The 21,196-nt window shown below is 45.5% G+C and carries 18 protein-coding genes; 10 read left to right on the top strand and 8 right to left on the bottom strand.

The genetic code is table 11. The annotated features are described in order from the left end of the window. Positions 1 to 21: 21 nt before the first annotated feature. Complete coding sequence (locus KIV41_RS16065) at positions 22 to 645, bottom strand: DUF3306 domain-containing protein (protein ID WP_114091949.1); 624 nt, start codon at positions 643 to 645, stop codon at positions 22 to 24. Then, complete coding sequence (locus tag KIV41_RS16060) at positions 635 to 1,087, bottom strand: DUF3305 domain-containing protein (RefSeq protein ID WP_285337010.1); 453 nt, start codon at positions 1,085 to 1,087, stop codon at positions 635 to 637. Before KIV41_RS16060 ends, KIV41_RS16065 begins: the two co-directional genes overlap by 11 nt. Before the next feature lie 327 nt (positions 1,088 to 1,414). On the opposite strand from KIV41_RS16060, the gene KIV41_RS16055 reads away from it, so the two are divergent. Both KIV41_RS16055 and KIV41_RS16050 read left to right on the top strand, forming a co-directional pair. After that, positions 1,415 to 2,239, top strand: a complete 825-nt coding sequence (locus KIV41_RS16055; RefSeq protein ID WP_045389713.1) for a formate dehydrogenase accessory sulfurtransferase FdhD — start codon at positions 1,415 to 1,417, stop codon at positions 2,237 to 2,239. Positions 2,240 to 2,353: 114 nt separating this feature from the next. Continuing rightward, positions 2,354 to 4,234 (top strand): methyl-accepting chemotaxis protein, encoded by a 1,881-nt coding sequence (locus KIV41_RS16050; protein ID WP_285337009.1) that lies wholly within the window; start codon positions 2,354 to 2,356, stop codon positions 4,232 to 4,234. Between the two features lie 165 nt (positions 4,235 to 4,399). Here the strand turns inward: KIV41_RS16050 and KIV41_RS16045 are convergent, their stop codons facing one another. Further along, positions 4,400 to 5,992: an ABC-F family ATPase gene (locus KIV41_RS16045; RefSeq protein WP_071236111.1), complete on the bottom strand. Its 1,593-nt coding sequence runs from the start codon at positions 5,990 to 5,992 to the stop codon at positions 4,400 to 4,402. Between the two features lie 400 nt (positions 5,993 to 6,392). Between KIV41_RS16045 and KIV41_RS16040 the strand changes: the two genes are divergently transcribed. Continuing rightward, positions 6,393 to 8,738, top strand: coding sequence for an ATP-binding protein (locus KIV41_RS16040; RefSeq protein ID WP_285337008.1), 2,346 nt, complete (start codon positions 6,393 to 6,395; stop codon positions 8,736 to 8,738). A gap of 2 nt (positions 8,739 to 8,740) precedes the next feature. Next, positions 8,741 to 9,619: a mechanosensitive ion channel family protein gene (locus KIV41_RS16035; RefSeq protein WP_005427576.1), complete on the top strand. Its 879-nt coding sequence runs from the start codon at positions 8,741 to 8,743 to the stop codon at positions 9,617 to 9,619. 98 nt (positions 9,620 to 9,717) lie between these two features. On the opposite strand, the gene KIV41_RS16030 is transcribed toward KIV41_RS16035, so the two are convergent. Both KIV41_RS16030 and KIV41_RS16025 read right to left on the bottom strand, forming a co-directional pair. Then, positions 9,718 to 11,760, bottom strand: a complete 2,043-nt coding sequence (locus KIV41_RS16030; protein WP_285337007.1) for a cache domain-containing protein — start codon at positions 11,758 to 11,760, stop codon at positions 9,718 to 9,720. Beyond that, positions 11,750 to 13,201, bottom strand: a complete 1,452-nt coding sequence (locus tag KIV41_RS16025) for a sigma-54 dependent transcriptional regulator (protein ID WP_285337006.1) — start codon at positions 13,199 to 13,201, stop codon at positions 11,750 to 11,752. Before KIV41_RS16025 ends, KIV41_RS16030 begins: the two co-directional genes overlap by 11 nt. Positions 13,202 to 13,544: 343 nt before the next feature. Here KIV41_RS16025 and KIV41_RS16020 point away from each other — a divergent pair, with 343 nt between their 5' ends. The 6 genes from KIV41_RS16020 (at position 13,545) to KIV41_RS15995 (ending at position 18,512) form a co-directional block, all read left to right on the top strand. After that, positions 13,545 to 14,363 (top strand): substrate-binding domain-containing protein, encoded by an 819-nt coding sequence (locus KIV41_RS16020; RefSeq protein WP_005441551.1) that lies wholly within the window; start codon positions 13,545 to 13,547, stop codon positions 14,361 to 14,363. Positions 14,364 to 14,369: 6 nt separating this feature from the next. Further along, complete coding sequence (locus KIV41_RS16015; protein ID WP_005427748.1) at positions 14,370 to 15,068, top strand: ABC transporter permease; 699 nt, start codon at positions 14,370 to 14,372, stop codon at positions 15,066 to 15,068. A gap of 43 nt (positions 15,069 to 15,111) precedes the next feature. Beyond that, a complete protein-coding gene (locus KIV41_RS16010) occupies positions 15,112 to 15,831 on the top strand; it encodes an energy-coupling factor ABC transporter ATP-binding protein (protein WP_010448265.1) in 720 nt (239 codons plus the stop codon). Continuing rightward, a complete protein-coding gene (mobA, locus tag KIV41_RS16005) occupies positions 15,809 to 16,396 on the top strand; it encodes a molybdenum cofactor guanylyltransferase MobA (RefSeq protein ID WP_181144071.1) in 588 nt (195 codons plus the stop codon). The genes KIV41_RS16010 and mobA overlap by 23 nt, the downstream gene beginning before the upstream one ends. Then, positions 16,393 to 18,171 carry a bifunctional molybdopterin-guanine dinucleotide biosynthesis adaptor protein MobB/molybdopterin molybdotransferase MoeA gene (locus KIV41_RS16000; RefSeq protein ID WP_285337005.1) on the top strand — a complete coding sequence of 593 codons (1,779 nt, stop codon included), beginning with the start codon at positions 16,393 to 16,395 and terminating at the stop codon, positions 18,169 to 18,171. The genes mobA and KIV41_RS16000 overlap by 4 nt, the downstream gene beginning before the upstream one ends. Before the next feature lie 74 nt (positions 18,172 to 18,245). Then, positions 18,246 to 18,512 (top strand): DUF2960 domain-containing protein, encoded by a 267-nt coding sequence (locus KIV41_RS15995; RefSeq protein WP_005377584.1) that lies wholly within the window; start codon positions 18,246 to 18,248, stop codon positions 18,510 to 18,512. Positions 18,513 to 18,589: 77 nt separating this feature from the next. Here KIV41_RS15995 and KIV41_RS15990 read toward each other — a convergent pair whose 3' ends face one another. From KIV41_RS15990 to KIV41_RS15980, 3 genes are all read right to left on the bottom strand, one after another. Beyond that, positions 18,590 to 19,087 (bottom strand): hypothetical protein, encoded by a 498-nt coding sequence (locus KIV41_RS15990; RefSeq protein ID WP_285337004.1) that lies wholly within the window; start codon positions 19,085 to 19,087, stop codon positions 18,590 to 18,592. Between the two features lie 192 nt (positions 19,088 to 19,279). Then, positions 19,280 to 20,188: an N-acetylglucosamine kinase gene (gene nagK, locus KIV41_RS15985; protein ID WP_010448284.1), complete on the bottom strand. Its 909-nt coding sequence runs from the start codon at positions 20,186 to 20,188 to the stop codon at positions 19,280 to 19,282. 172 nt (positions 20,189 to 20,360) lie between these two features. Beyond that, positions 20,361 to 21,113 carry a tRNA-uridine aminocarboxypropyltransferase gene (locus tag KIV41_RS15980; RefSeq protein ID WP_285337003.1) on the bottom strand — a complete coding sequence of 251 codons (753 nt, stop codon included), beginning with the start codon at positions 21,111 to 21,113 and terminating at the stop codon, positions 20,361 to 20,363. Positions 21,114 to 21,196: the final 83 nt, after the last annotated feature.

Genomic DNA, 21,196 nt, shown 5'->3' with positions numbered 1-21,196 from the left:
GAGCGTTTAGTCAAAATGTACCTATTCTTTGTGTGGTATATTTTGTCCCACCTCTTCAGGGGCTAGTTTTGTCTCTAGAATATCACTTTCATTAGATACTGTGTTTATATCCAGTTCTTTTTGTTCTTCGGGAATTTCGGCACCTTCAGCAAGTTCTACATCAGCCGATTCAATATCACTTTCTTCATGAGATTCAGTTGATTGTGTCGTTTCTTCTGCTGGTTCTTCTTCCGTTTTCTCTTTCACCCAATCACGAAGTGTTTCAGCCACCCCTTCAGAAAGCGACTTGAGGTTACTGTAATCATCGTCGTAATCATCCAAACCATCGCGAACGTTAAACTCTTCTGACAAGAACATCTTACGCAGTGCGGCTTTCTTAACGCTCTCTGAAGCCTCAGACACTAATAGCTGCGCTACGGACATCTCTTCAGGATCAGTAGTTTCGTTTGATGCCTGTTGAGATTCAGTCTCTGTCGCAGAAGCCTCAGTAGCTAATGCTTGCGCTTCAGTGCTTAATTCTTCATGAGCTTGTGCGGTTTCTGGTTCAGTAGATTCAACAGAGTCCACAACCTTAGCGTCTGAAGGCTCTGCAGTGGTTTCTTCTAACTTACGTTTCGACCAACGGCTAAAAAAACTAGTTGCCATTTGCTCTGCCCGCTCCTTTGCGTTTCTTGCGTCTTACTTCTAACAACTCACCGTGACGCCCAATAAAGGCTTCCATCCAAGCTTGAATAGCTAACGGCATATCATTAGATAATACTAGGTTATCGCCATCCATATATTGCGCAGCGACAGTTTGAGACGCCGTAAGCAATTGAATCGTCGGTGTATCACCAGAGTCGACATTATCCATAACCAAAAAAAGCTTTGGTTGTTGCGAGCTCAGGTTAAAGCGGTAATCGGTGCGCTCGTATTTGTGCAATTGCAGCAAGCACACGTGTTGAGTGTCTTCGGTTGGGTTAATTTCAAATCCCGTCAGTTGCCATTGGGTCGTGACCCAAATACCGGTACTGATCTCATGCTCTACAAGATCCACGCCTATCGACCATGAATCTTCATTTTTCTCGAACTGTTTCTTATCCGACATAACTCACCCAGTTTGTTCTATGTTGGCTTTAAGACAGAAAAGGACATTTTGTACTTTGCTTTCAACCATTTTAGCGGTACAAAGCAATAAACGCGCCAGATTAAGCCTTACCTTCGCTAAGCTCATAAGTTCAAAACTAGTAGAAATTCAAATTAGCACCTGTGTCATTGCTGCGATATCGCAGAATTAATCCAGAATCGAAGCAATGCCTCGCAATTTTCCTTATAACAGCTATTTTGGAATGAGAATTGCTTTGTTGTAGCGTTAAGACGAATAGACCCATTAATGAGAGCGTGTATCGGCTCTCTCATTCATTAGGACATGACTGTGGTAAAACCAAACATTATTAAAACCAGTGAAAATCCCCTACAGACCATCGAAGTAGAAGTGTTTGACGAATACGGTGAGAAGCTAACTAAGCAAATCGCCTGTGAGCGCCCTCTTACGGTGATGTTGAACTGGAAGGAAGTCGTTACGCTAATGACGCTTGGCTCTCGTCCTGAAGCGCTTGTGTTGGGTTATTTGAAGAACCAGAGCTTCTTGTCTGATCCTGAAGCGATTGAATCGGTCATTATTGACTGGGAAACGCACTCAGCTGCGGTTATCACCAAAGAAAATACTGAGCACTTAGAAGGCGCGCTGAAGAAGAAGACGGTGACGTCTGGTTGTGGTCAAGGCACTATGTATGGCAACGTGATGAAGCAGCTTGAAGATTACCAAGTGCCACAAGTGCCGCTGAAGCAATCTGAAATCTACGCGGCGCTTGAAGCATTAACGCATTACAACGATACCTACAAAAAAGCGGGCGCTGTGCATGGCTGTGCCGTGTGTAAAGGCAACGAAGTGCTGTCTTTTGTGGAAGATGTTGGTCGTCACAACGCAGTTGATACGCTAGCGGGTGAAATGTGGCTTAATCAAGAAACGGGTGAAGATAAAATTTTCTACACAACGGGGCGCCTTACATCAGAGATGGTGATTAAAGTAGCGCAGATGGGTATCCCTGTTTTACTTTCTCGCTCGGGCGTAACTCAAATGGGTTTGGATCTGGCGAAAAAGTTTGGCATTACTACTATCGCTCGAGCGAAAGGCTTACGCTTCCAAGTATTTACCGGAGCAGAGAAGATTGAGTTCGACGTAAAGGGTAACTCGTAAAGGCTCTATCACTCAGACTTGCAATACACCTCCAATATACTATTAGTTTTATATATGACATCTCATTATGAATTGCGGTGCATAAATTAAACGTCAATAGCTAGGGAGGTGTCCATGCCAGGGTCACCAATACTTGAACGACTTACCAATCTATCCATCCGAGCAAAACTTACATCCATTATTGTCATTCTTCTCATAGGAATTTCTGGATACGCCTATATTGAGCAAGCGAGCTTTGAAAGACTTGATTCCCTGAGGCACGCAATCGAGGTTAATCAGCTCAGCGAAATAGAACTCCTCACCCTACGCAGGCATGAAAAAGACTTTCTTGCTCGTCATGATCCCAAATACCTTTCAAGATTTAGTAAAACCTTTCAAGAACTCGAAGTGTCACTGGATGAACTGAATACGTTTATCACACAAAATGCACCGCAATACAATTCAACTATCCAAGAAGCTCAAAGCCGTATTTTTGAGTATCAACGACAATTCAAAGAGCTGAGTAACGAAGTAACAAAACTCTACACACCAAACGGCTTTTATGCACAGTTGGCAAAAGCACGCGAAGAGCTAAAGAGAGCGACAATAGACACACACAGCGCACAAGCAAAAATCGCCTACTTAGAGTTAGTTGAGTTGGATTATCAATATCTTTCCCAGCCTTCTATGAACCTTGGCCAGCGTCTCATTTCAAAAGCCTCAGATTTACTTAATATAGAAGCCGTGACTTTCCCTTCTCTTGAACACTCTTCACGCCTGTATTTATCTTCCCTAACATCTTTAGTCTCAAGTTTTGAGCGTATTGGCTATACCCCTAGTCTAGGCTTCAGTGGGGCATTAAGAAGTAATGTCCACCTCTTAGAGCAACAGCTATTTGATCTACAAAAGAACATTGAAGTAATGGCCAAAAATGCACAACAAGAAGTTCAGTTCCAACTTCATATGATTGGAGCGTTCATCGCACTGTTCGTATCGACATTGCTTATCTTACTATCTGTGACCATATCGAGACGCTTGAATGCAATCACACATATGATGAACAACATTTCATCAGGTGATGGTGATTTGACCGTAAGAATGGAAGCGAGAGGCAAAGATGAGTTGGGACAATTGGCTCAGTCCTTTGACTTCTTCATAGAAAAAATACACAACAATATGATTGAGCTCGCTGCAGTGCTAGAGATTCTTAAAGTAAGTGCTTCAACGTGTAAGCACAGCGCAGACAAGAGCATGAATAATAGCCAATTGCAAAAGGTCGAAGCGGAGTCTGTCGCAACGGCGGTCAATGAGTTGGTGATGACGAGTAATGAGATCAACAACAATATCGATGCTGCGGCGCAAACAGCAAGCGAAGTTCGTCGTAGTGCAATAGAAACACTTTCTTTAACTGAGCAATCGAAGCAGAGCACCACAACTCTAATGGAGCATATCCATGCCTCCAAATCTACCGTTGAAGATTTGGAAGGCCAGAGCCAAGAGATCAACCATATCGTCTCCTCTATTCAGCGTATTGCAGAACAAACAAACTTACTCGCACTTAATGCGGCTATTGAAGCAGCAAGAGCTGGTGATAGTGGACGAGGATTCGCAGTCGTGGCCGATGAAGTAAGACAATTGGCAATACTTACCAATGATTCGACCCATCAAATTGAAACGACGATTAGTCAGCTTGGCATGGGTGTGCAACAAGCCGTAAACATGATGCAAACCAGTTTCGAGCAAGCCGAAGAAACCAATTCGATCAGTTCAAAAGCTCAAGGCTCAATAGAGTCAATCACTACGCAAGTGGATACCTTATTCGATATGAATTCCCAAATATCCGCTGCATCCGAAGAGCAAAGCACAGTGTCTAGTGAGATTGACCGTAATATTACCCAAATTGCGGTACTAGCCAGTGAGACCCATCAACTCGTTGCCCAATCTTCTACATCGAGTAACGAGGTTGAGAGCGTAAGTTCAAGATTACAAACGCTACTTGGTCAATTTAAGTATTGATGGAAAAAGCATAGCTACGGGGAAGTTCAGCGCCGCTGCTATGCACCTTTTCAATTATTAAAGACTTGAGCGGCATCTTTTAGCAAAGAGATGTAAAAAAGCCCCAAGCATAAGGCATGCTTGGGGCTTTTTATCTTTAGACTTCTATTTTGGGCTATGAGAGCGTTAGCCTTCAATGCCTCGAGATTTTAGGAACTCAGAGTAAGTACCTTTAAAGTCTGTGATTTTACCATCGCGGATTTCGATGATACGTGTTGCTAGCGAGTCTACGAATACACGGTCGTGCGATACGAAGAACAATGTGCCTTTGTACTGCTCTAGTGCCGTGTTCAATGATTCGATCGATTCCATATCCATGTGGTTGGTTGGTTCGTCCATTAGCAGCATGTTTGGTTTGTGCATCATTAGCTTACCAAGCAACATACGACCTTGCTCACCACCAGACAGTACTTTTACTGACTTCTTAATGTCGTCTTGACCAAACAACATACGACCTAGGAAGCTGCGAACCACTTGCTCGTCATCGCCTTCTTGACGCCATTGACCCATCCAATCAGTTAGGTTTAGGTCTTCTTCGAAGTCGTGTGCGTGGTCTTGCGCGTAGTAACCGATGTTCGCGTTTTCAGACCATTTGAACTCACCAGTACGTGGTTCTAGTACACCAGCAAGTGTGTTCAGTAGGGTTGTTTTACCCACACCGTTCTCACCGATGATTGCAACGCGCTCACCGACTTCAAAAATTGCATTGAAGTTAGCAAATAGGTCTTCTTCAAAACCTTGGCTTAGGTTTTCAACAATCAGAGCGTTACGGAATAGCTCTTTGGACTGTTCAAAACGAATGAATGGGTTTTGACGGCTAGACGCTTTCACTTCGTCCAGTTTGATCTTGTCGATTTGCTTCGCACGAGATGTTGCTTGTTTTGCTTTCGATGCATTTGCAGAGAAACGTGCAACGAACGTTTGTAGCTCAGCGATTTGTGCTTTCTTCTTCGCGTTGTCGTTTAGTAGACGTTCGCGAGCTTGAGAAGCCGCAGTCATGTACTCATCGTAGTTGCCTGGGTAAACGCGTAGCTCACCGTAATCCAAGTCAGCCATGTGCGTACATACTGAGTTTAGGAAGTGACGGTCGTGCGAGATGATGATCATGGTGCAGTTACGTGCGTTTAGCGTGTCTTCCAACCAACGGATAGTGTCCATATCCAAGTTGTTGGTTGGTTCGTCAAGAAGCATTACGTCTGGGTCAGCAAATAGAACCTGAGCTAGAAGCACACGAAGTTTCCAACCCGGTGCAACTTCACTCATTAGACCGAAGTGTTGTTCCATTGGAATACCCACAGCAAGAAGAAGCTCACCCGCTTTCGCTTCTGCCATGTAACCGTCCATTTCCGCGAACTGAACTTCTAGGTCAGCCACTTTCATGCCGTCTTCTTCGCTCATTTCAGCAAGTGAGTAGATGCGGTCACGCTCTTGCTTCACTTCCCATAGCTCTTTATGACCCATGATTACTGTATCGATTACAGTGAATTCTTCGTACGCGAACTGATCCTGGTTCAGTTTTGCAACGCGCTCGTTTGGATCGTAGCTTACGTTACCACTTGTTTGTTCAAGCTCACCGCTCAGGATTTTCATAAAGGTTGATTTACCACAACCGTTAGCCCCGATTAAGCCGTAGCGGTTACCTTCGCCGAACTTAACTGAGATGTTTTCAAATAGCGGCTTAGCGCCAAATTGTTGAGTAATATTCGCTGTGGAAATCAAAACCTTTACCTTAGCAATTCAAGTTTATTAGGAAAAACCGCGCAACGTTACTGCTTAAGGCTACACACTTCAAGTTTTGTTTTTATTAATTAATGAGAAAAAGCATTCTTTAGCAGGCTGTTTTTTGAGATTTGGCTAACATAAACCTTGCTACTAATAAGCGCTCCTACCCTAACCGACTCAAATATGAGACATAAATTCGTCATAACCAAGCATTGACATACTCCATGAAATTAGGTTTATAGTGCGTCCCCTTTTATCATTCCCGTACGCTATGCCTTTTTTAAGCATCAGTTTATCAAGGGAAATCGCAACATCGTGCACGGTCATTGGGTAAAACTCGCATATCGCGATAAAGCAACTACACTAACTCTAACCTTATAAGTTTTAAGAGAATTTTATGCATTTCATGGCGCGCATTTTAATGCTAGTCGGTCTCGTGCTTTCTTTACCTGCTCACGCTGAGTGGGAGTACGAATTCCAACCTGAGCCTCAAATCCTCCCTGTGGCGCAAGAGATCACTCAGGAGATCAACAAGCTGCCAGAACCTTTATTTATGTCTGACCAAGACAAACGTAAGGTCAACCAACTGCTCAATGCAGTAATGAGTGAGCAGCGCAAACAAACCCTTATCTTTGCTCAACACTTAAAGACATTCCGTGAATCTGGTGAAGACAAAGAATGGTTTGAGACGCAATCCAGTTACCTTACGGTCAACAGCCTAGGTCAAAGCAAAGAACGTTTATTAGAGCTTACCGACCCTATCACGCACGACAAATTGACCGGTTTTGGCCCTTATGGTGTCACGCAGTTTAAGCAAGAGTGGCGTCAAACTCAGCTTAACGTTGAATACTTGGTGTTCTTCCAGATTCGTTCTTTCCAATCTCTGATTAAAGAAATTCTGATTTCACCGATTCCGGTCGTTTGGGCTGGCATCAAAGTATTGTTTATCTACTTCGGTTTGGTGTGGTGGCTAACCAATAGCAAGCGCATCATTACCCTATTCCGCGAAACACAACTGGATAACGTCGCTAAACCGCCAATCTGGGTTCGTTTGATTTGGTATATCAGCCGTGCGCACAGAGCAATTGCTTGGTTGATTGCGATTACGCTCTCGCTACGAGTGCTATCAGAAATCCCAAGCTTGCAGCATTTGATCATTCTAGAAATCTTCACTTGGTGGGTTCTAGGTGGCTCTATCGCGATTAGCTTTATTCTCGAGTTTACTTATCGCAACAGCCGCAGCACTAGCCAAGAGGTGATTGCCCTACGTCTTTCAACCATTCGTCGTTACGTTTGGAGCGCCATTGTTGCTGGCGTAATTCTGCAAATCTCGATTCGTACGCTGGGTAAAGGCACCATCTACTCGTGGATCTACAGCGCGCTGTTCTTCTGGTTTGTATTAGTGACGCTGTCAGTATTGCGCCTATGGCGTAAAAAGGTATTTGAAGTCGCGGAGAAGCTCTCTGATCGCCCTGTTTGGGTAAACTGGTCAATCCGTCGTAAAGATACCTTGTTGCTAAGCATCATCGGTACGGCTATTTGTGCTGTGTGGATTATGCTGCACAGCTTTAAACACCGCATCGTCGCAATGTTGTCTAACTACACCATGTTCAGCCAAGCGTTGGCGTACTTGTTCCGGATCGAAGTTGCCAAACAAACGGGTAATAACGGTGGTGATACCAATCTAGTAAGGATCAAAGGCGAGCAAACGTTCGAATATATTCTTCCTGGTAGCGAAGACAGCGAGCTGGTCGAGTATGCCTCTGACGAAATCAAGCAACTGTCTAAATACTTGCTGACAGATAGTCCCGCTGTGTGCGTGATTTCTGGTGAGCGTGGCGTCGGTACAACAACCTTCCTGCGCACTATCCTGAACAAAGTGAAGAACGCCGAGCCACTTTATTTGAACTGTCCATACGCAGGTTACAGTGAACTACTAAAAGAGCTGGCACTACAACTTGGGTTAGAAGAAGACGCGTCTGAGATACAGGTTCTTGCGCATTTACGTAAAAGTGATACGCCTTACCTTATCGCAGTTGATAACGCCCAGCGCTTAGTTAAGCCAATGGTAGGCGGCTTAAGCGGTTTGATTAAGCTGACTAACCTACTTCGTCGCTCTAAGAAGAACCACCGTGTTGTGATGGCGATTGAGAAAGCAAGCTGGCGTTTTGTCGACCGTGCTCGTGGTGAACGTTTGTTGTTTGACTGGGTGGCGTTTATGCCACGCTGGAGTGAGAAACAACTGTCTGCACTGTTTGATACGCGTATTAACCAACAGATTGAGAACCCAGTGACGTTTGACGGTCTCGTTGTGCCTAAGCAATGGGATCAAGAAGACATCACAGAAGAAGAACGTGCGAAACAAGGTTTCTACCGTATTCTGTGGCATTACTCTGATGGTAACCCGACGGTTGGCTTACGCTTTTTCCGCTTGTCTCTGCGTCAGGATAAAGAGACGCAACAAGTCGTGGTTCGATTGTTCCACGCACCAGAGTCTCAAGAGCTCGAGAAAATGCCGAAGCCGATGCTGGCCGTGCTGCGTTCTATTGTTCAGCTTGAGGTGGCATCGCCGGAAGAGTTGTCTGAATGTACTCAGCTAAGTATTGCGGAAGTTATCGGTACTCTGCGCTACTTCCAAAGCCGCGGCTTTATTGAGTGGAGTGAAGACAAAGCTCGCGTGTCGGATCACTGGTTCCGTCATATTACCAACGTTCTCGACCGTCAACATTTATTGGTGAAATAACGATGAAAAAACTACTCACCGTATTAGCGTTATCGCTATTAAGCACCTCTGCATTGGCGACTGAAGAGATCGCGAGTGTGGATAATATCTCGCAAATCGCTAGCCTAATTCGTTGGAGCGGCGTGTTCTTCTCCATCATTGTGATTGCCTCAACGTGGCTATTGCTTAAGTTCATGAACTCGATGGTAGAAAGTATTGGTAGCCAGTTCGTGCAATACCGCATGGTGCTGCAAAAGCTTCAGTCTTTCTTACAGTTCTTTATCTACTTAACCGCTGGCTCTGTCGTGTTTATGATGAGCTTCCGTATTAACGATCAAATCCTTGCTTTGATTGGTGGTACGTTAGCGGTTTCGGTTGGTTTCGCCTTGAAAGACCTAGCCGCATCCTTCATCGCGGGTATGACGGTTATGGTTGACCGCCCGTTCCAAGTTGGTGACCGCGTCACGTTCGAAGGTAACTACGGCGATATTATTGCAATTGGTTTGCGCTCTGTGCGCATGCGTACCCTAACCGATGACATCATTACGATTCCAAACAACAAGTTCTTGAGTGAAGTTGTGGTCAGCGGTAACTACGGTGCACTGGATATGCAGGTGGTGATTCCGTTCTATGTGGGCATGAATGAAGACATTACGTTAGCGCGTGACTTGATTCAGGAAGCGGCGTCTTCAAGTCGTTATATCCACCTACCTAAACCGGTAACGGTGCTTGTGAAGCAGACCATTACGGATAACTACTTGGCGATTCAGCTAACCTGTAAGGCTTACGTGGTAGACACCGCCTACGAGAAGTTGTTTGAAACCGACATTACTCTGCGTGTAATGAAAGAGTTCAAGAAGCACGGTATCAATCCTCCGAAGATTGCGGTGCATACGGGTTAATTCAACGTATTCCTCTCGCCTTTAGAGGGACAGATACAAAAAGGGTCAGTGATTACACTGACCCTTTTTCTTTGTGCGTTATGAATTGGAATCGCCGGTTAAGCGATATTCGTTACCTCAAGCAGTAGCTCGGCTTTCTTTGGCAGGTAGATACTGAACGTACTGCCTTTGCCCCATTCCGATTCTGCTTTTAGCTCGCCACCTGTTTGACTAAGAATACTTTGCGAAACAGAAAGCCCGAGACCAGTACCATCGCGTTTAGTGGTATAGAACGGAGAGAAGATACGACTTAAGTTTTCTGGCTTGATACCACAACCTTCATCGGTGACATGAATCGCTGCACCTTTTAGTTCGCCGTCTTCAATCCAATCTTCACTCACAACAGTTAGCTTGCCTTTGCCGTCCATCGCGTGAATGCCATTCATCTGCAAGTTCACCAGAATCTGCAGCAAGTGATGGCGATTGATCTCAACCGAAGTATGAGCTTGTAAATCGGTGACAAACTCAATATCACGCTTCTTAGTGCCAGTTTTAACCAGCGTGATGCTCTCATCGATGATTGGATTCACGTGTTGCCACGTAATTTCGTCTTGTACACCACCCTGACGGCTGTATTGCAGCAAGCTGCGTGTGATATTGCGAATACGGTCAATCTGAGCGTGAATCGCATCAATCTCCTCCTGAACGCGACTCGCTTCTTCACCTAGCTCAAACTGAATCAATTCAACGTTACCCAGAATCACTGCGGTTGGGTTGTTAATCTCATGGGCAATCCCCGCAGTTAACTCACCCAGTGCAGCAAGCTTTTCGTTAACGACCAGTTTGTCACGGGTTTGGTTAAGCAATTGAATATGAAGTTCAAGCTCTTCAGTTTTGTCTTTCAAACTCGCCGTACGTTGTTGAACTTTACCTTCCAGCTGCATGGCAGAGTTCTTAAGCTCGACTTTACGATCTTCCAAAGCATCAAGCATGTTGTCGAACTGGCGCGCTAACTGAGCGAGTTCGTGGTGTTCATCCAGCCCTAATGGGCCAATGCGCTTTTCTTTACCCAACTGGACAAGCTTCACTACCTTGTAGATTCGCTCGATTGGACGGAATAGATCACGAGAGCCGCGATACACCATCACGCCAGAAACTAAGAGCAACATTAAGGTAATCAAGCTGATCTCAACGATATTAGTCATATACGCTTTGACAAATGGCCACATCAAGTAACCGGTGTAGAGCATCCCAATGACATTATCGTACTGGTCTTTGATTGGTTGATAAGCGGTGATATACCAAGCATCGTAAACAAACGCGCGGTCGACCCATTGCTCACCTTCCGCCAATACCTTGTTGTATACCTCAGAACTTACTCGTGTACCGATAGCGCGCCCCAAACGTTGGTCGCTGTCTAAGGGAACGTTAGTACTAACACGAAGGTCATCCATGAATACCGTCAGAGTCCCCACTGGACGGAGGGTGTCATGATCACTCAAATAGATAAGATCACGAATTTGATCGACCAATACCGTGCTATTGTTGAGCAGCAAACCGCCATCTAAGAAGCCAATCAAGTCATTCTGCTGGCTGTAAACCGGGATCACGGTTCGACTCACCAAGCCACGCGCTTCTACACCACCATTCTTTAGAATCGGTACTTCAGCACGTTTGGCGAGTTCCGGGTCTAGCTTTTCCAGTTCTTTTCTGTCCAGAACATCGAAGAAAGATTCGCGCTTGGTTAAATCCATAAAGCGGAATTTGTTTTCCATCGAATTAACACGTTGAAAGGACAAAAAGTCCAAACCGTAGCGTTTTTTCTGCGCCGTCACCCACTTTTGCAACTCTGCTTGTGGGACATTTTGGTTCACTCGGGTACGGAAGTCATAAGAGTCCGCGAACGATTTGACGTAGTTCGCTTGTTTTTGTTGCAGCAGCGTAATGCTGTTATTAGCGACACCCAAACGCTCCGATACGTCTAACAATGCGTTTTGCCACGTATAGTGAATCGACCAATAGATCGTAATGCCAATAAGGGCTATCAGCGTTAGAAAGATTGGCGCAGATGTCAAAATCAACAGTCGATAACGCACCATGGTTTTGAATCGGTACGTCCATTTAGACAATCCTTTGTGTTGCTGCCAACTACTACTCGGCATAATCCTCGTCCTCAGAATCCCACTCTTTGTATTTGCGCTCTAGCGTTTTTCGTGCCACTCCTAAATCTCGAGCCGCCGCCGACTTGTTGCCTTCGTGCAAATTAACCAATTGTTGGATATGCGCTTTTTCCACTTCTTTTAATGTCCAAGTGTTTGGATAGCCTTCACCAGAGAACTCTTTGCCCTCTTTGAAGGTCGGCAATTCTTCACTGTGTGACACGGTAATGGAAACATTAGGTAAAGCATGACCGCCATTGAGTTCACGCCAGTGATGCGCAGGCGGTTTACCTAACAAAATGCAACGCTCGATGAGGTTTTTAAGTTCGCGAATGTTACCTGGCCACTCGTACTCGCTCATCGCTTCCATGTCTTCATGCGCCCACTTCGGTGCTTGCATGCCAAGTTCACTGGTCAGCATGTTGCTGAAGTATGGAACCAGTTCAAACAAGTCAGTTTTGCGCTCACGCAGAGGGGTAACTTCGATCTTCAATACGTTTAAACGATAGTAAAGGTCGCTACGGAAGTTACCTTTATTGACCTCTTCTTGCAGATTGCGGTTGGTCGCCGCGACAATGCGCACATCGATACTGATTTCACGCTCTGAGCCTACAGGGCGAATGGTGCGTTGCTCTAACACACGCAGCAGTGACGCTTGCATGGATAAAGGCATTTCACCGATTTCATCAAGGAATAATGTGCCGCCATTGGCTACGCGAAATAGACCTTCACGTGATTTCTTCGCTCCGGTAAAGGCACCTGAGGTGTGACCAAATAGTTCACTCTCTAAAAGCTCCGGCGCTATCGCACCACAGTTAAGTGGGACAAATGGACCAGTGCGCCCACTTGCTTGGTGAATGCCTCGCGCGACCAGTTCTTTACCCGTGCCCGACTCACCTTCAACTAGGACAGACGCGCGAGACGGTGCAAACTGAGCAATCATCTGTTTAAGTTGACGCGTTTTCTCTGAGCCACCAATAATCTCTGAGGTATGATGACGCTGATAGTCACGCTTCATCGCGTATTGCATGCGCTCGTTTAAGCGGCGATCCATACAACGACTGACCGCTTTCAACATCTGTTCTAGGTTAAATGGCTTGAGAATAAAGTCCGATGCGCCGAGCTGAAGTGCTCGAATCGCGATTTCTAAATCCGCGTAACCGGTCATGAAAATAACATCGGCGCGTTTGTCGTCATCCTCAAAGGCTTCCTCCCATTCAATCCCAGAACGCCCTGGCAAATTGATATCCAACAGAATCAAATCGTAGTGGCGCGAGTTACGTAGCTCTTCCGCTTCTTCAATGCTGCCCGCTGTATCGACTTGCGAAAACAGTTTGCCCAGAGCCTTTTTAAGGATGGCTTGCATACCGAGTTCATCATCAACGACCAGTACTGAAAAAGCGTTGTATTGTTGGTTTGTACTAATATGGGATTGAGTAGACATATTTACCCCAGTTGGATTGGAATGGGACAGAGTGTACCAAGTTTAAACAGAGATACCCTACAAAAAGTGCGACATTTTGTACCAACGCAAATTTTTATGCAAATAAGTCCATGAATTAGCGCATAAATCAAACATTTTGAGCTTGTAAAATGTTGGCATCTTGTTTGCTATATGGAGTGTCCAAGTGACCTCAGGATGTGGGAGACATCAATGCAATACCATCGCTTCTCACTCCCTCACCCTAAGGTGGCTTGTGATTTGAGCGCTCTCTGACGCTCTGGCGACTTCTTTAGTAACCCAAGACTTAAGAAGCCAAAGAATCATTGGAAAGGAAACAACTAAAATGAAAAAAATTGCGCTGACTCTAGCTGCAACGTCAATCACTCTTGTAAGCTACTCTGCTTTTTCAGCTCAAGATGGCGAACACATTCGCCTGGCGACAACAACAAGTACTTACCATTCTGGCTTACTGGACTACCTACTTCCTCAATTTGAAAAAGACACTGGCTACAAAGTGGATATCATCGCTGCTGGTACTGGTAAAGCGCTGAAGATGGGTGAAAACGGCGACGTTGATTTGGTTATGACACACGCTCCTAAAGCAGAAGGTGTGTTTGTTGAGAACGGCTACGGCGTCCTTCCTCGTAAACTGATGTACAACGACTTCGTTATTGTTGGTCCTAAAGCTGACCCAGCACAAGTAAAAGACGATGCGTCAGTACTAGACGTATTCAAAGAGATCGCAAACAAAGACGCGACATTCATCTCTCGTGGCGATGATTCTGGTACACACAAAAAAGAGTTGGGCATCTGGGCGCAAACTAAGATGGAACCAAACTTTGGTGGCTACCGCAGTGTAGGCCAAGGCATGGGCCCTACTCTAAACATGGCGTCAGAAATGCAAGGCTACACCATGACTGACCGTGGCACTTGGTTGGCTTACCAAAACAAATTAGATCTTGCGATTCTATTCCAAGGCGACGAAAAACTGTTTAACCCGTACCAAGTGATTTTGGTTAACCCAGAGCGTTACCCAACCATCAACTACCAAGGCGCGAAGGCTTTCAGTGACTGGTTGGTGAACCCACGCGGTCAAGAGCTGATCAATGGCTTCCGCCTGAATGGTAAACAATTGTTCGTTGCGAATGCTGAGAGCAAATAACGCAATATGAATCTTGCTGATACAACACTAGAAGCCCTGCGCTTACTGGTGAATTTTGATGCAGACCTATGGGAGATCGTTGCGGTCTCCTTTAGTGTTTCTATTACGGCAATATCTTTGGTGGTATTGCCGTCTATTTTGATGTCTTTTGTCCTCGCCTACACCGACTTTCGTGGTAAGTGGTTCTTGCTGTCCATTGTGAACACCTTACAGGCGGTGCCAACGGTCGTGATTGGTTTGCTGCTGTACATGATGCTTTCAAGAGCAGGCCCTTTGGGTGATTGGCAAATGCTGTTTACGCAAAAAGCCATGATCTTAGGACAAATGATCGTCTGTTTTCCGGTTCTGGTTTCCATGATGCACGGTGCGCTTCAATCGAGTGACCGTCGCGCAGTTGAAACAGCGATTACGTTAGGTGCGTCAATCCCTCGTATCGCTGCTACTATGATCTGGGAGACACGTTTCCCTTTATTGGCGGCAATCATCGCGGGATTCTCACGAATCGTCACCGAGGTAGGCTGCTCGATGATGGTTGGTGGTAATATTATGGGCGTGACCCGCAATATTCCGACTGCCATTGCTATGGAAAGTAGTAAAGGTGCTTTTGCGCAAGGAGTTGCATTAGGAATTGTATTATTATCTCTAGCGTTAGCGCTCAACTTTCTCTTATCTAGTATGAGAGGCAAAGGTTATCTAAGAACATGAAGCAAGCAATCGACTCGCCATCATCCCAATATAAGGGTGTATTATGACTATAAAAATTACCGCCGAGCAATTGTCCATGCGCTTTAAAGAGCGCGTGCTTTTTCACATTCCTGAATTGGCTATTGGTCCAAATGACGCGATTTACCTTAAAGGCGACAACGGTGTTGGTAAAACTACCCTACTCAAAATCCTAGCTGGCTTGCTAAAGCCTTCCACGGGCAAAGTGGTGGCACCTAAAGACACTTGGCTTAAAAAGTGGACGCGTCGTAGTGGTCGTGTTGATGTGATTTATCTCCATCAATCTCCTTACCTTTTTGACGGCACTGTATATGAAAACGTCGTTTATGGAGTTAAATATCAACAAGACTCGGCAAAAGATAAGCGAGCTCAAGTTATTAGTGCGCTGCGCATGGTAGGGTTAGAAACCTTAGCCGACGAACACATCTCTGTATTGTCCGGTGGCGAAAAACAACGCGTAGCAATGGCACGAGCTTGGATCTTAAAACCATCGATTTTGTTGATGGACGAACCAAGTGCCTCTCTCGACCAAGAGTCGATCGAACGTCTGGTTATCATGGCAAAAGATCTGCTTGATCGCGGCTCTAGTATTGTTGTGACTAGCCACCAAGCGAACGCGTTGACGGATTTATGTAAAAAACAGTGGTGGATTAAAGACAAGACTTTGGTAGAGTCTCCACTCTTGTATGTCATACCAAAAGAAACATCCCAAGAGAACGCATATGCTTCAGCCAACACAAACTAGTTGGGTCATTTTGGCTGGTGGTCAAGCCAGCCGTATGGGTGGAAAAGACAAAGGTCTGATCGAACTGAATCAGAAGCCACTCATCGAACACGTTATCGAACGTTTATCTCCGCAAACACCACGCATTCTAATCAATGCGAACCGAAACCAAGACGCCTACCGTGCGTTTGGTTTCGTCTTCAGTGATCAATTTAAAGATTTCCCAGGTCCGATGGGTGGTATCCACGCGGGCTTGGTTCATGCAGAAACCAATTGGGTTGGCTTCGTCCCTTGCGACAGCCCACAAATCAACACTGATCTTGTTGAGCGTTTTTGCAATGCAGTAGAAGAAGACACCGATATTTTGGTTGCTCATGATGGCGACCACCAGCAGCCTGTCTTCACGCTTTATCACAAGCGCGTACTGCCAAAGCTGACCGCGTTTTTAGAACGTGGCGATCGTAAGATCATCCTACTCTACAAAGAGTGCAACACCAGTTACGTTGACTTTAGCGACTCACCAAACTGTTTCGTCAACTTAAATACGCCTGAAGAATTGGCGCAATTTGGACAACTCGAATCATGAAACACACGCTAAACATCCCTATTCTTGGTTTTGCTGCCTACTCTGGTACGGGCAAAACTACGCTACTTGAAGCATTACTACCAAAGTTGACCGAAGCAGGTTTACGCATCGGTATGCTAAAGCACGCACACCATAATTTTGATGTCGACCAACCGGGTAAAGACAGCCATCGCCTACGTAAAGCAGGCGCATCGCAAATGCTGATATCTTCTCGCAACCGCTTCGCACTGATGACAGAAACACCAGAGTCAGAATCGGAGTTTGATTACCTACTGACACGTTTCGATGAAGACAAGCTAGACGTGGTTCTAGTGGAAGGCTGCAAAAACATTGCCTTTCCAAAGATCGAATTGCACCGTGAAGAAGTCGGCAAGCCTTGGCTTCATCCAAATGATGAAAACATTATCGCGATTGCTTCAGACAGCGGCGAATTGGATTCTGATCTGCCACAAATGAACATCAACGATCTTGAAGCGATTGCCCAGTTCGTTATTCAGTATGTTCAAGAAGCGAGAGCACCAAAGAGTAAAGAGAAAGAAGCCGCTTGCTGCGATACCCTTTCTCCAGCTTTCCTTTCTGTGGTTCAAGGACAAGAAAAGATCCTTTCGTTGGTAAACACGGTTTCTGAAACCGAAGCGTGCAAGATTGAAGATGCGTACGGCCGCGTGCTTGCAGATCATGTTGTGTCACCAGTGAACGTTCCGCAATACACCAACTCAGCAATGGACGGTTACGCCATTCGCGGTGATGACGTCGAGCGTGATAGCTACCAAGTAGTTGCTGAAGTGATGGCGGGTCATGCTTACGATCAGCCTCTGGAAGTTGGTCAAGCGGTTAAGATCATGACGGGCGCACCAACACCTACCAATGGTGATACCGTTGTTATGCGTGAACAAGCGGAACAGGATGGCGATACTGTCACGTTCAATGGTGCGAGCATCAAAACTGGTCAAAACGTTCGCCAAGCGGGTGAAGACTTAGCAATTGGTAGCGATGTGTTTACTGCCGGTACTCGCCTAGCCTCTCCTGAGATGGGCATGATTGCTTCTCTTGGCTTTGGTGAAACGAATGTGTTCCGCAAGTTAAAAGTTGCTGTGTTCTCTACCGGTGACGAAGTACAAGCACCGGGTACAGAACAGAAAGCGAATTCAATCTACGACTCAAACCGTTTCACTATCATGGGCATGTTAGAGAAACTTGGCTGCGAAATTTTGGATTTCGGAATTCTAGAAGACAACGAGCAGTTGATGATTGAAGCGCTCGAAAATGCTTCTGCGCAAGCCGACGTAGTGATGACTTCTGGCGGCGTATCCGTTGGCGATGCCGATTACATTAAGCTGGCATTGGATAAACTGGGGCAAATTGATTTCTGGCGTATCAACATGCGTCCTGGTCGTCCGCTTGCGTTCGGTCAAATCAACGATAAGCCTTTCTTTGGTTTGCCGGGTAACCCTGTTGCCGTGATGGTTTCATTCATCAATTTTGTTGAACCAGCGCTGCGTAAGATGCAAGGCGAACAAGGCTGGAAGCCACTTAAAGTCAGCGCCATTGCCACAGAAAATCTACGCTCTCGCCAAGGTCGTACCGAATTTAGCCGTGGTATCTACGAGCTAGACGAAACAGGTCGCCTAACCGTTCGCACAACAGGCAAACAAGGATCTGGTATTTTACGTTCAATGAGTGAGGCAAACTGTTTAATCGAAATCTCCCCTGCTGTTGATACAGTAAAAGCAGCAGAAAGCGTGACAATTATCCCGCTTCAAGGCAGAATCTAGGCCAATTCAGAATTCAAAGGTCAGCATGTCTGGCCTTTTTATTGATTACAGAAAAATTTTTCAGAGAGACAGCTATGGCTCGCACCATTCTTTACACTTACAAAGACCAAGACAAAGAACTGACGTTCTCGTACCAGCAACACCGCAACATTCAAGAAGCGGTTGCAGAAGCAGAAGGTATCGACATCACTGAGTTCCTAAAGATGGAGCAACAAATCGAAGCAGTATCTGACACTAAAGCAGTGCGCAACTACCGCGACAACTACTTCAGAAAATTAGGCTTTAGCAAAATCACCCTAGCTCAAAAAGAAAACTTGGGCGTAGGTAAAAAGAACAAATAAGCCTAACCAAATAGGTCAATGCAAAAAACTCGCGATTCGTCGCGAGTTTTTTATGCATGAAATCCAAGGGTAAGGCTTTATAACTGAGGCTCAACAATCACAAACTGGTTCGTTCCTGCAATTGGCGCATACCAATCACTGCCTTGGACATAGAAAGTCGCCCCATTAACGGTCACCGTAGTCGCTTCATTCGGCAACACATCGACTATCTTACCTGCCATTCCCTTATTTGCTACGACAGTGCTACTCGCTGTATTCACTTCACTCTGCACGGATACCGGAGGTTGCTCCACATAAATATACTGATCGCCACTTCGCTTGTAATAGACATTATCAACGACGGCATAAGTGATCCCCGCAATCACTAGGTAAGTCGCGGTTCTCGGAATTTTATTGTAATGGTATACGCGATGAACTGGCGCTTTATAAACGGGACGATAAACAGGTTTAACTACCACCACTTTCTTTACGTGTTTTGGGGGCTTAGGTGCTGGCGGCTTTGCAAGCGTCGGCGAGACCATACCAACTAAAGCGATACTAAGAACACCATACCGAAATCTTAACGAGTTGAACATCTTCATTCCTACTGTTCATGGAAGCAATTGAAACAGCTTATCAATCACGAGTTCAAGAGACGTAAATGAAGCGTAAAACTGGGTAAAGATAGCAACGACATAACAGCAATAAAAAAGCCTCGCTTACCTTAAAGGGAAGCGAGGCTTTCAATCTTTGTCTTAAATGTTTTCTCTTAATGAAAACTCTGACGATTACTTGATATTTAGGAACGCAGCGCCACGTACACCGCCTGAATCACCATGTTTTGCTTTGATGATCTTCGGACATTTCGCTACAGAAAGCAGGTACTTAGGAATACGTTTTGGCATCTCTTCGTAAATCAGTTCGAAGTTAGATAGACCACCACCCAACACAACTACATGTGGGTCAGTTGCAGTAAATAGGTTCGCAAAACAGATTGCGAGAAGCTCCATAAAGCGCTCAACGTGTTCAACCGCTTTTGCTTCGCCTTCTGCGTGTGACTTAATGATGTCGATCGCTTTCTTCTCTTCGCCGTAGTAATGCGTGTAAAGAAGTTCGAAACCACGACCAGATAGGTAGCTATCTAGACAGCCTTTCTTATCACAACCACAACCTAGTAACGGTGCGTTTTCACCTAGGTGGAACCAAGCATCAAGGGGAAGACGGGTATGACCCACCTCACCTGCTACGTGGTTACGACCAGAGAACACCTTACCTTCGTAGATGAAGCCGCCACCAAAGCCAGTACCAAGGATTAAGCCAAGTACCGATGGCTCGTCTTTAAGTTCCTCATCCCACGCTTCTGAAAGCGCAAAGCAGTTTGCGTCGTTTTCGATTTTTACGCTGCGGCCAATTTTTGCTTCTAGATCCGCACGAAGTGGTTTGCCTTTCGCCGCAGGTACATTAACCGTTAGTACTGTTGCGTCATCGGCATCTTCCATACCAGGAAGACCAAGACCAATCGTACCTTCACAACCAAATTCAGCATCGTATTTGTTTACTAGACCTGCGATGGTTTCTACCAGCAAATCGTAGTTGTCTGTTGGTGTTGGTACACGTTCTGTTGCTACACGCTCAAGTTTATCGTTAAACGCACCAAACTCGATTTTAGTGCCACCGACATCAAAGCCGTAATACATGCAATTCTCTCCTAAAATGCTCAAACGACTCCCAAAAAATGCTGGAGTCAAAAATATAAACTTTAGGCATTATCCATATCTGTACGCCTGCAAACCGTGACCGAATGCAGATTTATCCCCTCATTAAAGCCAGTTGAACAACAAGCCATCAACAAAAGTTCATTCCTTAGAGTTAGCTCTCGATTTTAGCCCACTCTTTGAAACGTTTCAGATGCGGTCGAGACCAGTCAGTTTTCACGCGAGTTTTTGTTAGCATGTAAGTTTCACGGAATGCTTCAAACCACAATTTCAAGCACTCTGACGCTTGTTCTTCTCCCGCTTGTTTGAATACTAACGTCGCCACTTCAGCCGTAGATAAATGCTGCTCGTTATCTGAACGACGCATAATGTATTCAGACAGTGACTCCGGCTCAATAGAAAGCACAGGCAAAGATCTAAGAAACTCTGAACGGCGGAAGATCTTGCGAGCTTCACGCCAACTGCCATCAATGAAAATCAGCAGCCACTTTTTATCCATGCTACCTTCTTCTGTCGCCAAACGCTCTGGATTCAAACCGTCTAACAAACGCTCAGGCTCATCGACGTAATCTGCTGGGAAGACAACCACAGGTTGATAAGCGTCGTTCTTTAGCAGCGCCAGCATCTCTTCAGAAGGTTCTGTGCGATTCCATTGATACACGTAGGTCTCTTGAATCGTATCAGCAATTAAACGCCCGGTATTGCTTGGTTTGAACACTTCGTTTTCCGACACAATCAGCATACACGCGATATTAGATTCGATGTTCGGTTGAATGTCGCACAAACAAAATTGCTCAGAAACCTGACAATATGGACAACGAACCACTTTACAACCACGAGCATTAAATGGCTTCGTTGAGATAGATTGACGGTGCTGGTATAAACGATGGAAAGCGTGGATTCTCATGGATAGAAAGTGCCAGTTGTTAGGGTCTTTATAAAGTAGAGCGCGATTCTACTTGCATCGTCTGTTAGTCTCAAGGAATGCTC

The sequence above is a fragment of the Vibrio sp. D401a genome (assembly GCF_030248515.1).
Classification (GTDB): Bacteria; Pseudomonadota; Gammaproteobacteria; order Enterobacterales; family Vibrionaceae; genus Vibrio; species Vibrio rotiferianus.
Note: the sequence above shows the minus strand (reverse complement) of the source record. Positions and strands in the feature narration are given on the sequence as shown.